This is a genomic window from Pseudoalteromonas xiamenensis, assembly GCF_030994125.1.
Taxonomy (GTDB): Bacteria; Pseudomonadota; Gammaproteobacteria; order Enterobacterales; family Alteromonadaceae; genus Pseudoalteromonas; species Pseudoalteromonas xiamenensis_B.
This window is the reverse complement of the sequence record NZ_CP099917.1, coordinates 2544190-2557500: the sequence shown is the minus strand read 5'-3', so window position 1 is coordinate 2557500 and position 13311 is coordinate 2544190. Positions and strand designations below refer to the sequence as shown.

Genomic DNA, 13311 nt, shown 5'->3' with positions numbered 1-13311 from the left:
GGAATGCCATGGCAGTTTTACATTATGAAGCCTTCGCTTCTATTGCAATGAGGATTACGGACATTAATCATAAAGTCGATGGAGTGTTACGTAAATGAGGAGTTGTTTGATCCCTATAGACACGTCTATATAGATGAGAGACGAAGTGCAAACTAGAAATGTATTGGCTAAGCCTTACAATCAGCCTTATGCGATAGAATTCATAATTAGATAGAAGATAGAAGATAGAAGATAGAAGATAGAAGATAGAAGATAGAAGATAGAAGATAGAAGATAGAAGATAGAAGAGCAGTATTACGCTTAAAACAAATCGCTTGTAAACAAAAAGCCGAGCTTAGCTCGGCTTTTTATGTGTCTATATAGACTTACTCAGCAGACTGTGCGTCTTCTTGAGCTTCAGCCGCTGGGCGGTCTAGTAGCTCAATGTAAGCCATTGGTGCGTTATCACCAGCACGGAAGCCACACTTAAGAATACGAGTGTAACCACCTGGACGGTTCGCGAAACGCGGGCCGATCTCAGTGAAAAGCTTACCAACAACTTCATTATCACGCGTGCGAGCAAACGCTAAACGACGGTTTGCTACGCTGTCAGTCTTAGCCAGTGTGATTAAAGGCTCAATTACACGGCGCAACTCTTTAGCTTTTGGCAAAGTAGTCTTGATGATTTCGTGCTTCACCAAAGAACCAGCCATGTTGCTGAACATCGCTTTGCGATGGCTGCTGTTACGGTTTAATTGACGACCACTCTTACGATGGCGCATGACCCTATCCTTCTAACTAAACTAATACAGTAACTTAGATTACTCAGCTAGACTTGCAGGTGGCCAGTTTTCTAGGCGCATGCCCAGAGAAAGACCACGTGAAGCTAGTACGTCTTTGATCTCAGTTAGAGACTTCTTACCAAGGTTTGGCGTTTTAAGAAGCTCTACTTCGGTACGTTGTACTAAGTCACCAATATATTGAATTTGCTCGGCTTTCAGACAGTTTGCAGAACGAACAGTCAGCTCAAGATCATCAACTGGACGAAGCAGAATAGGATCGAATTCAGGCTTCTCTTCTTTCGCTTCTGGCTCAGAAACGTCACGTAAATCTACGAACGCTTCTAGCTGCTCAGCTAGGATAGTTGACGCACGGCGGATCGCTTCTTCAGGATCCAAAGTACCGTTAGTCTCCATATCAATGATTAACTTGTCTAAATCTGTACGCTGCTCAACACGAGCTGACTCAACCGAGTACGCAATACGCTCAACCGGGCTGAATGATGCATCAAGCAACAGACGGCCGATTGGACGCTCATCGTCATCAGAGGATAAGCGGCTTGACGCTGGCACATAACCACGACCACGCTGTACACGAATGCGCATGCTGATCTCAGCGTTATCTGCTGTTAAATGGCAAATAACGTGCTCTGGGTTAGCGATAGTAACATCACCATCGTGCTGGATGTCAGCCGCAGTCACAGGGCCTAGGCCAGATTTAGTCAGGGTAAGGAAAACTTCATCTTTACCTTCTAGAGATACTGCCAGACCTTTAAGGTTTAACAGAATTTCAATGATGTCTTCTTGTACGCCTTCTTTCGCGCTGTACTCGTGCAACACACCATCGATTTCCACTTCAGTCACTGCACAACCTGGCATTGACGAAAGTAGGATACGACGTAACGCGTTACCTAGCGTGTGACCAAAGCCACGCTCCAACGGTTCTAAAACAACTTTAGAACGTGATGGACTTACTGCTTCAATCTCGACTAACCTTGGCTTTAGGAATTCGGTTACAGAACCCTGCATGTTATCCTCTCTTAACTCTTAACTTTACTTCGAGTAAAGTTCGACGATTAGTTGTTCGTTAATGTCCGCAGACAGATCTGAACGCTCTGGTAGGCGCTTGAAAGTACCTTCCATTTTGCTACCGTCAACTTCAATCCAAGTTGGCTTTTCACGTTGCTCAGCCAACTCTAGAGCAGCGATGATACGCGCTTGTTTCTTAGACTTCTCACGAACTACAACTACATCTTCTGGAGTAATAGTGTAAGAAGGTACGTTCACAACACGACCATTAACCATAATCGCTTTGTGGCTTACTAGCTGACGTGCTTCAGCACGTGTGCTTGCAAAACCCATGCGATATACAACATTGTCTAAACGTTGCTCTAGAAGCTGTAATAGGTTTTCACCTGTGTTACCTTTAAGGCGAGCAGCTTCTTTGTAGTAGTTACGGAATTGCTTTTCTAGCACACCGTAAATACGACGTACTTTTTGCTTTTCACGTAGTTGCAGACCGTAGTCAGATAGGCGACCCTTACGAGCACCGTGCTGACCAGGAGCAGTTTCAAGTTTACACTTAGAGTCAATTGCTCTTACGCCGCTTTTAAGGAACAGGTCAGTACCTTCACGACGACTTAGCTTGAGCTTAGGGCCCAAATATCTTGCCATGTTCTTTCTCCTAACCTATGTTATACGCGACGTTTCTTCGGTGGACGACAACCATTATGTGGGATTGGCGTCACGTCAGTGATGTTAGTGATACGGAAACCAGCAGCATTCAATGCACGAACAGCAGACTCACGGCCTGGACCTGGACCTTTAATGAATACTTCTAGGTTCTTAAGACCGTACTCTTGTGCAACTGCACCTGCACGCTCAGCAGCAACCTGCGCAGCGAACGGAGTAGACTTACGAGAACCGCGGAAACCAGAACCACCTGCAGTCGCCCAAGAAAGAGCATTACCTTGACGGTCAGTGATGGTCACAATAGTGTTGTTGAATGACGCATGGACGTGTGCCATACCGTCAGCAACTTGCTTTTTGACCTTTTTACGACGAATTGGTGCTTTAGCCATAACTTACCCCACCTTATTTCTTGATAGGCTTGCGAGGACCCTTACGAGTACGCGCGTTAGTCTTAGTACGCTGACCACGTAGTGGAAGCGAACGACGGTGACGTAAGCCACGGAAACAACCAAGATCCATAAGACGCTTGATGCTCAATGTAACTTCACGACGAAGGTCACCTTCAACAGTGTACTTGCCAACTTCTTCACGAAGGATGTCAAGTGTAGCTTCGTCTAAAGTGCCGATCTTTGTGTCTTCGGCGATATTTGTCGCAGCTAAGATAGCCTTAGCGCGTGTTTTACCTACACCATAAATCGCAGTTAAAGCGATAACTGCATGCTTATGATCAGGAACGTTAATGCCAGCGATACGGGCCACTAACACATCTCCTATAAATTGATTTGGTATACTATTAGTTTGAAAAGCCCGCAAGGATACTCAAACGCAGACCAAATCCAGTTAAAAACACAGGCTAAGTATAAATACTCAGCCTGCACGTCTATTTAATTAGCCTTGCCTTTGCTTGTGCTTAGGCTCACTGCAAATTACACGTACTACACCAGCACGTTTAATAACTTTACAGTTACGGCAGATTTTCTTAACGGAAGCACGTACTTTCATTGCTCAACTCCGTGAAAACGACCTTATCGGCCATAGCCTTTAAGGTTTGCTTTTTTCAGCACAGACTCATATTGATGTGTCATCATATGCGTTTGTACTTGTGCCATAAAGTCCATGATCACAACAACGATAATCAAAACCGATGTACCGCCGAAGTAGAATGGCGTTTGCCATGCCATAGTCATAAACTCGGGCACCAGACAGATAAAGGTTATATACAACGCTCCAGCTAATGTGAGGCGTGTCATCACTTTATCAATGTATTTAGACGTCTGTTCACCTGGGCGAATGCCTGGAATAAAGGCACCTGATTTTTTCAGGTTGTCTGCAGTCTCACGCGGGTTAAACACCAACGCAGTGTAGAAAAAGCAGAAGAAGATAATCGCTGCTGCAAGAACGACCGCGTACAACGGTTGACCAGGAGTCAACACACTTGAAATCGCAGACAGAACGTCAGCAACTGGACCTTCACCTTGTCCGAACCAGCTTGCTATTGTACCAGGGAACAAAATGATACTGCTAGCAAAGATTGGTGGAATAACACCCGCCATGTTAACTTTCAACGGCAAATGCGTGCTTTGAGCAGCATACACTTGACGACCTTGTTGACGCTTTGCGTAGTTAACGACGATACGACGTTGACCACGTTCAAAAAACACCACCAAGTAAGTCACTGCGAATACAACCACACCAATTAGCAACAGCACAAAGACATTCAAATCACCTTGGCGCGCCATTTCTGCTGTCGAACCAATCGCAGACGGCAGGTTAGCTACAATACCAACAAAAATCAGAACTGAAATACCGTTACCGATACCGCGTTCTGTAATTTGTTCGCCCAGCCACATAAGGAACATAGTACCCGTTACTAAGCTCACCACAGCGGTGAAATAGAAACCGAAACCAGGGTTAACAACTAACCCGTCCATCATGTTTGGCAAGCCTGTAGCAATACCAATTGACTGGAATGTAGCAAGCACGAGCGTACCATAACGAGTGTATTGGCTTATCTTCTTGCGACCCGCTTCGCCCTCTTTCTTCAGCTCAATCATCGCTGGATGAATGTGCGTCAAAAGTTGAACGATAATCGAGGCCGAAATGTACGGCATAATACCCAAAGCCAATACAGAAGCACGCTCAAGCGCACCACCACTGAACATGTTAAACATTTCAACGATGGTGCCCTTTTGTTGCTCGAAGAACTCGGCAAGTACAGCGGCGTCAATACCAGGGATTGGCACAAATGATCCAAGACGGTAAATAATGATCGCACCCAATACGAATAGTAATCGGCGCTTCAATTCCGCAAGGCCACTTTGTGCACTTTGCATTTCTTTACCTGGTTTAGCCATAGTGTACTTCCTTACTCTTCTACCTTGCCTCCGGCAGCTTCGATAGCTTCGCGAGCACCTTTAGTCACTTTAAGACCTTTTACAGTAACTGCGCGTGAAACTTCGCCAGATTTTACAACTTTAACGAACAGAACGTTCTTTTTAATCAAACCAGCTGCTTGAAGCGTGTTTAGATCTACCGTATCGCCTTCAACTTTAGCGATTTCGTATAGGTTTACTTCTGCAGACACAAGTGACTTGCGAGAAACGAAACCAAACTTAGGTAGACGGCGTTGCATAGGCATTTGACCGCCTTCAAAGCCCCAACGAACTGAAGAACCTGAACGTGACTTTTGACCTTTGTGACCACGGCCCGCAGTCTTACCAAGACCAGAACCGATACCACGACCAAGACGTTTCTTCTCAGTTTTCGCACCTACAGCAGGTGAAAGTGTATTCAAATGCATTCGAATTACCCCTCAACCTTAACCATGTAATAAACTTGGTTGATCATACCGCGTACTGCTGGCGTATCTTCAAGCTCAACAGTGTGGTTGATACGACGTAAACCAAGACCGCGTAAAGTTGCTTTATGCTTCGGTAAACGACCGATAGAGCTCTTTACTTGAGTCACTTTTACAGTATTTGCCATGGTTAATTACCCCTGAATTTGTTCAACAGATAGACCACGCTTAGCTGCGATCTTAGCTGGAGAGTTCATGCTCTCTAGCGCAGATACAGTTGCGCGAACGATGTTGATCGGGTTAGTTGAACCGTATGCTTTTGACAGTACGTTATGTACGCCTGCAACTTCTAGTACTGCACGCATCGCACCACCTGCGATGATACCTGTACCTTCTGAAGCTGGTTGCATGTAAACTTTAGAACCCGCGTGGCGACCCTTGATAGGGTGCTGTAGCGTGTGACCGTTTAGATCAACAGTAATCATGTTACGACGCGCTTTTTCCATTGCTTTTTGAATAGCAGCTGGAACTTCACGTGCTTTACCGTAACCGAAACCTACTTTACCTGCGCCATCACCAACAACAGTTAGTGCAGTGAAACTAAAGATACGACCACCTTTAACCACTTTAGACACACGGTTTACCGCGATTAGCTTCTCAGCCAATTCTGGCTGTTGTGCTTTTGCTTCTACGTTAGCCATTGTCTACTCCTAGAATTGCAAGCCAGCTTCACGCGCTGCATCAGCAAGCGCCTTCACACGGCCGTGATATTTAAAGCCACTGCGGTCGAAAGCAATCTTTTCGATGCCTTTGTCTGCCGCGCGTTCAGCAACTAGTTTACCTACAGCTTGAGCTGCAGCTACGTTGCTTGTGCCTTTAACTGTTTCAGCAATTGCTTTTTCAACAGTAGAAGCAGCAGCCAGTACTTTACCCTCAACGTTTACTACTTGAGCGTAAATGTGACGTGGCGTGCGGTGGATAACAAGACGCGTTGTGCCTTGTTCGATAATGTTTCTACGACTGCGCTTAGCACGACGTAGACGAGCTGTTTTCTTATCCATCGTCTTACCTTACTTCTTCTTAGCTTCTTTACGACGCACGTTTTCGTCAGAATAACGAACACCTTTACCTTTATAAGGCTCTGGAGCACGGTATGCACGAATGTTAGCAGCTGTTTGACCAACTAGTTGCTTATCTGCGCCTTTAACAAGAATTTCAGTTTGGCTTGGTGTTTCGATTGTAATACCTACTGGTACTTCGAAAACTACCGGGTGTGAGAAACCAAGAGTCAAATCTAATGTTTTGCCCTTAGAAGCTGCACGGTAACCAACACCAACTAGCTGAAGTTTCTTCTCATAACCATTGCTTGCGCCGATGATCATGTTATTGATTAGAGCGCGAGCAGTACCTGCTTGTGCCCATGCGTTATCGATGCCTTCACGAGGTAAAGTCGTGATTACATTGTCGTTTAACGCAACTTCAACTGCAGCGTGGATTGTACGTGACAATTCACCGTTTTTGCCTTTAACCTTGATGTCCTGGCCGTTGATTGTAACTTCAACACCGGCAGGAACATTAATTGGAGCCTTCGCTATACGAGACATGTGTTCCCCTCCAGAATTAAGCTACAAAGCCAATGATTTCACCGCCAACACCGGCTTTACGCGCAGCGCGGTCAGTCATCAGGCCTTTAGAAGTTGATACGATAGCGATACCTAGACCACCCATTACCTTTGGTAATTCGTCACGTTTCTTATAGATACGTAGACCTGGACGGCTAACACGCTGGATGTTTTCGATTACAGCTTTGCCTTCGAAGTACTTAAGTTCGATAGTCAATTCTGCTTTAACATCGCTATTTACTGCGAAATCAGAAATATAACCTTCATCTTTCAATACTTTAGCGATAGCTACTTTCAGCTTTGAAGTTGGCATAGATACTGATACCTTCTTCGCAGTCTGACCGTTACGGATACGTGTAAACAAATCCGCAATAGGATCTTGCAAGCTCATGTCTTACTCCCGTGATTCTATTACCAAGAAGCCTTTTTAAGGCCAGGAATTTCACCGCGCATAGCAGCTTCGCGAACTTTAATACGGCTCATACCGAATTTGCGAAGGTAACCATGAGGGCGGCCCGTGATGTTACAACGATTACGTTGACGCGTAGGGGCAGAATCACGCGGTAAAGATTGTAGCTTAACAACCGCGTCCCAACGTTCTTCATCAGAAGTGTTAACACCGCTAATGATAGCTTTAAGAGCTAGACGCTTTTCAGCGAACTGAGCTACTAGTTTTGCACGTTTTACTTCACGTGCTTTCATTGAATTCTTTGCCATAACCCTACCCTTATTTCTTGAATGGGAAGTTGAACGCTTCTAATAACGCACGGCCTTCATCATCATTTTTAGCTGTAGTAGTGATAGTAATATCCATACCACGAACTCTATCCACTTTATCGTAATCGATTTCAGGGAAGATGATTTGTTCACGTACGCCCATAGAGTAGTTACCACGACCGTCGAATGACTTTGCGCTTACGCCACGGAAGTCACGTACACGAGGTAGTGCGATAAATACTAGACGCTCTAAGAATTCCCACATACGCTCGCCGCGTAGGGTTACTTTACAGCCAATAGGGTAGCCTTCACGCACTTTAAAGCCTGCAACTGATTTGCGTGCTTTAGTAATAAGCGCTTTTTGACCAGAGATTGCTTCAAGATCCGCTACTGCGTTATCAAGAATTTTCTTGTCTGCAAGGGCTTCACCCACACCCATATTAAGGGTGATTTTAGTGATCTGAGGGACTTGCATGACAGAGCTGTAGCCGAACTTTTCGAAAAGTTCTTTAACAACTTTGTCTTTGTACACTTCATGCAGTTTCGCCATCGTCTACTCCAACTATTTAGATAGTTTTACCAGTAGACTTGAAGAAACGGACTTTTTTACCGTCTTCAAATCTAAAACCAACACGATCCGCTTTACCCGTTTCTGGGTTAACAATCGCGATATTTGACACGTCGATTGACGCTTCTTTCTCAACGACACCACCAGGTTGCTGTAGTTGTGGTACAGGCTTTTGGTGTTTCTTGATAAGATTTACGCCTTCAACGAATACACGACCAGTTTCAGTAACAACTGAAAGCACTTTACCGCGCTTACCTTTGTCTTTACCGGCTAGTACGATTACTTCGTCATCACGACGGATTTTTGCTGCCATGATCGACTCCTTACAGTACTTCTGGGGCTAGTGAAATGATCTTCATGAACTTTTCAGAACGTAGTTCACGAGTCACAGGGCCAAAGATACGAGTACCGATTGGCTGAAGGTTTGCGTTAAGCATTACAGCAGCGTTTGAATCGAAACGGATCAAAGAACCGTCTGGACGACGAATGCCTTTTCTAGTGCGCACTACCACAGCGTTTAGTACATCACCTTTCTTCACTTTAGCGCGAGGAATCGCTTCTTTAACAGAAACTTTAATGATGTCACCAACCGTTGCGTAACGACGGTGCGAACCACCTAAGACTTTAATACACTGCACTTTGCGAGCGCCGCTGTTATCAGCAACGTCCAGCTGAGTTTGCATTTGGATCATCTTAATGAGCTCCGGTGTAGTTACAACTCGCCTGAATTTGTTTAAAACCCAAGCATTTAGATTAATTTCCACTCAAAAAACGAAGCATTCGTCTTTCAAGGGCGGGCAATTGTATCAGCAATATCGAGTGAAAGATAGGCTAAATTTTAATTAAATTAGCCAAACACAACTGAGGGGAAAAGGATTCTTTACCAATCAAAGGTGTATGTTTTTTGCTCAATGCTTTTTACTTTAAAAACGCGTAAGTATCCTTGCGCGTTTCATCAAAGTGGGGGTGATAGTATTGAGATTCAAGCGTTATCGACAGGACTTTCGTCTCTTAGTTACCTTAAACCACCATTTTTTATTTCATCGCGGTTTTTGGCACAGTGCGCTGAGCTCGAATATGGTCAGCAACCTCAGATACCGTCCCCAACCAAAATCCGTTTTCAGGGGCCTGCAAATATCCGAAAAGTTGAGTCAACATCTGTTTGTCGGTCGTGTATTGAGCGCTTAAGCCTACATCATGGCCTGTTAGAATGATCCACGCGTTGTTAGCACGAAGCTGTTCTATCATTTGCTTTACTTGTTCAAATGTTTTTCCGTCTATAGCCAAACTCGTTAACTGAACAAAATCCACATAACCCGGATTATTGCCTGTTTCATCGAGCCAACGTCTACCTGTGTCGAAATACTTAGCGACGATGGGGACATAACTTTTGACCGCCTCACCCCGGCCGACAAAGGTTTGCCCACATGGGTAAGCAAACGAGCGAATTCTGACACCGAGATTGGTTTCAAGGTAGGAATTAGCCTCTACGATGTCTTTTTCCATCCAAGTTAAATCCACCTGCTCTAAACCCGCATTTTTGTCTCTTAACCACTGAAAATTACCAGTACACAAATGAGACGACGAGTGATTGCCTATTTCATGTCCAGCTTTCGCCGCAGCCTTCCAACCTTCGACATGTTTACTCACTGCGTTTGGAATTAAATAAAACGTGCCTTTAACCTGATACTGGTTAAGTAACGGAACGCCTTCCGTTAATTGCGTTGCTCTCGCATCGTCGAAGGTAATACTTATCGCATTGCGCGCTTGGTTTGGATAACGAATTGCCGCAGCCTCAACAACTTGTAATGGGGTATTTTTCGCCGCGTTTACTGAAATTGACTCTGACGTGCTAGTACAACCGAGCAAAACGGCGACGCTAAGGCAAAGGGCAAGCTCACGAAACATTCTCTGTCTCCTTGATTGATGACAACGCTATCATAATAGCAATGCTTACCTTTTGAGCAATACGAATACGATAAAATGACGTACGGAATAAGTCGCTTAGAGATAGATATTAACGCATTGGGCGCAGCTCTCATCACAAGTCGAAGTGGCGACCTAAGTAAACCATGGTTACAATCGCACGCATTGCTGCGACATAAGCCGATAAGCGCGATAACCGAAATTTAGAGCCTAAAATTGGCAAAGAAACTAAGCATCTCTTTGCCAATCAGCTAACCCTAATTAAGCTGGATCTGTATCGTCGATAATAACTTTAGGATCACACATAAAGGTTTGCTTTAATACGCTGTCGTAGACCCACAATTCAAAGTAAGTTTCTCCGCTTCGTTCACCGTCATCTAACCCCACTAAAATGGCGTTTTCGCTCATTTTTTCTATCCGCGTATATTGCGGTGTAGAGGCGGCTATCCATTTTAATTGATAACGTTTTTTCAGTGCTGGGCTAAGTTCAAAATTAAGCTTGCGGTTTTGTTCTGTTGCCAAAAAGGCTTGCTGCTCCGGTGTGTAACGGTAGCGGTATAAATCACCAAACTCAGCCACTTTTGAGTCAAAGGGGGCATACTCATCTGGCGCCCAAAGCTCTAAGGTAAAAGTTTTCACGTTGGGTTGTTGCTGTGCGCTTACCTGCTCGCTCTCAAGCGTTGTGGCTGCGCTGCTTGGCAAACTCAGCATCAGCGTTGAGCAAAACAAGCCCGTAATAAAAAGGGATGAGGTTAGTTTCACAATTATTCCTTAATAATGTCGTTGATTAGAATGTTTAGAATGTAGGGACTAAAATTAGCAAAGACACTAAGCTTCTCTTTGCCAACCGGCTTACCCTAATTAGATTGGATCTATTTCTTCCAAAATAACTGTAGGATCACACATAAAGGTTTGCTTTAATACGCTGTCGTAGACCCATAATTCAAAGTAAGTTTCTCCGCTTCGTTCACCGTCATCTAACCCCACCAAAATGGCGTTTTCGCTCATTTTTTCTATCCGTGTATATTGGGGTGTAGAGGCGGCTATCCATTTTAATTGATAACGTTTTTTCAGTGCTGGGCTAAGTTCAAAATTAAGCTTGCGGTTTTGTTCTGTTGCCAAAAAGGCTTGCTGCTCAGGTGTGTAGCGGTAGCGATATAAATCGCCAAACTCAGCCACTTTTGAGTCAAAGGGGGCATACTCATCTGGCGCCCACAGTTCTAAGGTAAAGGTTTTCACGTTGGGTTGTTGCTGTGCGCTTACCTGCTCGCTCTCAAACGTCGTGGCTGCGCTGCTTGGCAAACTCAGCATCAGCGTTGCGCAAAACAAGCCCGTAATAAAAAGGGATGAGGTTAGTTTCACAATTATTCCTTAATAATGTCGTGGATTAGGATGTTTAGAATTTACGTACTAATATTGGCAAAGACACTAAGCTTCTCTTTGCCAACCGGCTGACCATAATTAGACTGGATCTGTTGGTTCGATAATAACTGTAGGATCACACATAAAGGTTTGCTTTAATACGCTGTCGTAGACCCATAATTCAAAGTAAGTTTCTCCGCTTCGTTCATCATCATCTAATCCCACGAGGATGGCGTTTTCGCTCATTTTTTCTATCCGTGTATATTGGGGTGTAGAGGCGGCTATCCACTTTAATTGATAACGTTTTTTCAGCGCTGGGCTGAGTTCAAAATTAAGCTTACGGTTTTGTTCCGTTGCCAGAAAGGCTTGCTGCTCCGGTGTGTAGCGGTAGCGATATAAATCGCCAAACTCTGCCACTTTTGAGTCAAAGGGGGCATACTCATCTGGCGCCCAAAGCTCTAAGGTAAAGGTTTTAACGTTGGGTTGTTGCTGTGCGCTTACCTGCTCGCTCTCAAGCGTCATGGCTGCGCTGCTTGGCAAACTCAGCATCAGCGTTGAGCAAAACAAGCTTGTAACAAAAAGGGATGAGGTTAGTTTCACAATTATTCCTTAATAATGTCTTTGATTAGGATGTTTATAATGTAGGGACTGAAATTGGCAAAGACACTAAGCTTATCTTTGCCAATTGGCTTACCCTAATTAGACTGGGTCTGTTTCTTCTAAATTATGGAATATCTGCATCCTCAATAACAATGCGTGGATCACACATAAAGGTTTGCTTTAACACGCTGTCGTACACCCATAATTCAAAGTAAGTTTCTCCGCTCTGTTCACCGTCATCTAACCCCACTAAAATGGCGTTTTCGCTCATTTTTTCTATCCGCGTATATTGCGGTGTAGAGGCGGCTATCCACTTTAATTGATAACGTTTTTTCAGTGCTGGGCTAAGTTCAAAATTAAGCTTGCGGTTTTGTTCTGTTGCCAAAAAGGCTTGCTGCTCCGGTGTGTAGCGGTAGCGATATAAATCGCCAAACTCAGCCACTTTTGAGTCAAAGGGGGCATACTCATCTGGCGCCCAAAGCTCTAAGGTAAAGGTTTTCACGTTGGGTTGTTGCTGTGCGCTTACCTGCTCGCTCTCAAGCGTCATGGCTGCGCTGCTTGGCAAACTCAGCATCAGCGTTGAGCAAAACAAGCCCGTAATAAAAAGGGATGAGGTTAGTTTCACAATTATTCCTTAATAATGTCGTTGATTAGAATGTTTAGAATGTAGGGACTGAAATTGGCAAAGACACTAAGCTTCTCTTTGCCAACCGGCTTACCCTAATTAGACTGGATCTATTTCATCTATAATAACTCTAGGATCACACATAAAGGTTTGCTTTAATACGCTGTCGTAGACCCACAATTCAAAGTAAGTTTCTCCGCTTCGTTCACCGTCATCTAACCCCACTAAAATGGCGTTTTCGCTCATTTTTTCTATCCGCGTATATTGCGGTGTAGAGGCGGCTATCCACTTTAATTGATAACGTTTTTTCAGCGCGGGGCTAAGTTCAAAATTAAGCTTGCGGTTTTGTTCTGTTGCCAAAAAGGCTTGCTGCTCCGGTGTGTAGCGGTAGCGATATAAATCGCCAAACTCAGCCACTTTTGAGTCAAAGGGGGCATACTCATCTGGCGCCCAAAGTTCTAAGGTAAAGGTTTTCACGTTGGGTTGTTGCTGTGCGCTTACCTGCTCGCTCTCAAGCGTCGTGGCTGCGCTGCTTGGCAAACTCAGCATCAGCGTTGAGCAAAACAAGCCCGTAATAAAAAGGGATGAGGTTAGTTTCACAATTATTCCTTAATAATGTCGTTGATTAGAATGTTTAGAATGTA

At 44.5% G+C, this 13311-nt stretch carries 23 protein-coding genes; all 23 read right to left on the bottom strand.

Translation table 11 applies throughout. From position 1 onward, the window contains the following. Positions 1-365 precede the first annotated feature (365 nt). The 23 genes from rplQ to NI389_RS11825 all read right to left on the bottom strand — a co-directional run bounded on the left by rplQ (position 366) and on the right by NI389_RS11825 (position 13267). Positions 366-761, bottom strand: a complete 396-nt coding sequence (gene rplQ, locus NI389_RS11935) for a 50S ribosomal protein L17 (protein ID WP_005490733.1) — start codon at positions 759-761, stop codon at positions 366-368. Positions 762-800: 39 nt separating this feature from the next. Continuing rightward, complete coding sequence (locus tag NI389_RS11930) at positions 801-1787, bottom strand: DNA-directed RNA polymerase subunit alpha (RefSeq protein ID WP_208842232.1); 987 nt, start codon at positions 1785-1787, stop codon at positions 801-803. A 24-nt stretch (positions 1788-1811) separates the two neighbouring features. Continuing rightward, the gene (rpsD, locus tag NI389_RS11925) at positions 1812-2432 is read right to left on the bottom strand and encodes a 30S ribosomal protein S4 (RefSeq protein ID WP_308360106.1); all 621 of its coding nucleotides are present in this window, start codon (positions 2430-2432) and stop codon (positions 1812-1814) included. Positions 2433-2452: 20 nt separating this feature from the next. Then, positions 2453-2839 carry a 30S ribosomal protein S11 gene (rpsK, locus tag NI389_RS11920; RefSeq protein WP_005490736.1) on the bottom strand — a complete coding sequence of 129 codons (387 nt, stop codon included), beginning with the start codon at positions 2837-2839 and terminating at the stop codon, positions 2453-2455. A 13-nt stretch (positions 2840-2852) separates the two neighbouring features. After that, positions 2853-3209, bottom strand: coding sequence for a 30S ribosomal protein S13 (gene rpsM, locus NI389_RS11915; RefSeq protein ID WP_005490737.1), 357 nt, complete (start codon positions 3207-3209; stop codon positions 2853-2855). Between the two features lie 129 nt (positions 3210-3338). Next, positions 3339-3452, bottom strand: coding sequence for a 50S ribosomal protein L36 (gene rpmJ, locus NI389_RS11910; protein ID WP_002959476.1), 114 nt, complete (start codon positions 3450-3452; stop codon positions 3339-3341). 23 nt (positions 3453-3475) lie between these two features. Next, positions 3476-4804, bottom strand: a complete 1329-nt coding sequence (gene secY / locus NI389_RS11905; protein ID WP_208842230.1) for a preprotein translocase subunit SecY — start codon at positions 4802-4804, stop codon at positions 3476-3478. An 11-nt stretch (positions 4805-4815) separates the two neighbouring features. Then, positions 4816-5250 carry a 50S ribosomal protein L15 gene (rplO, locus tag NI389_RS11900; RefSeq protein ID WP_208842229.1) on the bottom strand — a complete coding sequence of 145 codons (435 nt, stop codon included), beginning with the start codon at positions 5248-5250 and terminating at the stop codon, positions 4816-4818. 5 nt (positions 5251-5255) lie between these two features. Next, a complete protein-coding gene (rpmD, locus tag NI389_RS11895; RefSeq protein ID WP_208842228.1) occupies positions 5256-5435 on the bottom strand; it encodes a 50S ribosomal protein L30 in 180 nt (59 codons plus the stop codon). 6 nt (positions 5436-5441) lie between these two features. After that, the gene (rpsE, locus tag NI389_RS11890) at positions 5442-5948 is read right to left on the bottom strand and encodes a 30S ribosomal protein S5 (RefSeq protein ID WP_208842227.1); all 507 of its coding nucleotides are present in this window, start codon (positions 5946-5948) and stop codon (positions 5442-5444) included. Between the two features lie 9 nt (positions 5949-5957). Further along, the gene (gene rplR, locus NI389_RS11885; RefSeq protein WP_208842226.1) at positions 5958-6308 is read right to left on the bottom strand and encodes a 50S ribosomal protein L18; all 351 of its coding nucleotides are present in this window, start codon (positions 6306-6308) and stop codon (positions 5958-5960) included. 9 nt (positions 6309-6317) lie between these two features. Next, positions 6318-6851: a 50S ribosomal protein L6 gene (rplF, locus tag NI389_RS11880; RefSeq protein ID WP_308360105.1), complete on the bottom strand. Its 534-nt coding sequence runs from the start codon at positions 6849-6851 to the stop codon at positions 6318-6320. A 16-nt stretch (positions 6852-6867) separates the two neighbouring features. Then, a complete protein-coding gene (gene rpsH / locus NI389_RS11875; RefSeq protein WP_208842225.1) occupies positions 6868-7260 on the bottom strand; it encodes a 30S ribosomal protein S8 in 393 nt (130 codons plus the stop codon). A 20-nt stretch (positions 7261-7280) separates the two neighbouring features. Next, positions 7281-7586: a 30S ribosomal protein S14 gene (gene rpsN, locus NI389_RS11870; RefSeq protein ID WP_308360104.1), complete on the bottom strand. Its 306-nt coding sequence runs from the start codon at positions 7584-7586 to the stop codon at positions 7281-7283. Positions 7587-7596: 10 nt separating this feature from the next. Then, positions 7597-8136 (bottom strand): 50S ribosomal protein L5, encoded by a 540-nt coding sequence (gene rplE / locus NI389_RS11865; protein WP_208842223.1) that lies wholly within the window; start codon positions 8134-8136, stop codon positions 7597-7599. A 16-nt stretch (positions 8137-8152) separates the two neighbouring features. Beyond that, positions 8153-8467, bottom strand: a complete 315-nt coding sequence (gene rplX / locus NI389_RS11860; RefSeq protein WP_308360103.1) for a 50S ribosomal protein L24 — start codon at positions 8465-8467, stop codon at positions 8153-8155. Between the two features lie 10 nt (positions 8468-8477). After that, the gene (rplN, locus tag NI389_RS11855; protein ID WP_208842221.1) at positions 8478-8846 is read right to left on the bottom strand and encodes a 50S ribosomal protein L14; all 369 of its coding nucleotides are present in this window, start codon (positions 8844-8846) and stop codon (positions 8478-8480) included. Positions 8847-9189: 343 nt separating this feature from the next. Beyond that, positions 9190-10062, bottom strand: a complete 873-nt coding sequence (locus NI389_RS11850; protein ID WP_308360102.1) for a polysaccharide deacetylase family protein — start codon at positions 10060-10062, stop codon at positions 9190-9192. Positions 10063-10341: 279 nt separating this feature from the next. Beyond that, complete coding sequence (locus tag NI389_RS11845) at positions 10342-10842, bottom strand: hypothetical protein (RefSeq protein ID WP_308360101.1); 501 nt, start codon at positions 10840-10842, stop codon at positions 10342-10344. Between the two features lie 99 nt (positions 10843-10941). Continuing rightward, a complete protein-coding gene (locus tag NI389_RS11840) occupies positions 10942-11442 on the bottom strand; it encodes a hypothetical protein (protein WP_308360099.1) in 501 nt (166 codons plus the stop codon). A gap of 99 nt (positions 11443-11541) precedes the next feature. After that, positions 11542-12042 carry a hypothetical protein gene (locus NI389_RS11835; RefSeq protein ID WP_308360098.1) on the bottom strand — a complete coding sequence of 167 codons (501 nt, stop codon included), beginning with the start codon at positions 12040-12042 and terminating at the stop codon, positions 11542-11544. Positions 12043-12166: 124 nt separating this feature from the next. Continuing rightward, positions 12167-12667, bottom strand: a complete 501-nt coding sequence (locus tag NI389_RS11830) for a hypothetical protein (RefSeq protein ID WP_308360097.1) — start codon at positions 12665-12667, stop codon at positions 12167-12169. A gap of 99 nt (positions 12668-12766) precedes the next feature. Continuing rightward, positions 12767-13267: a hypothetical protein gene (locus NI389_RS11825; RefSeq protein WP_308360096.1), complete on the bottom strand. Its 501-nt coding sequence runs from the start codon at positions 13265-13267 to the stop codon at positions 12767-12769. Between the last annotated feature and the right edge of the window lie 44 nt (positions 13268-13311).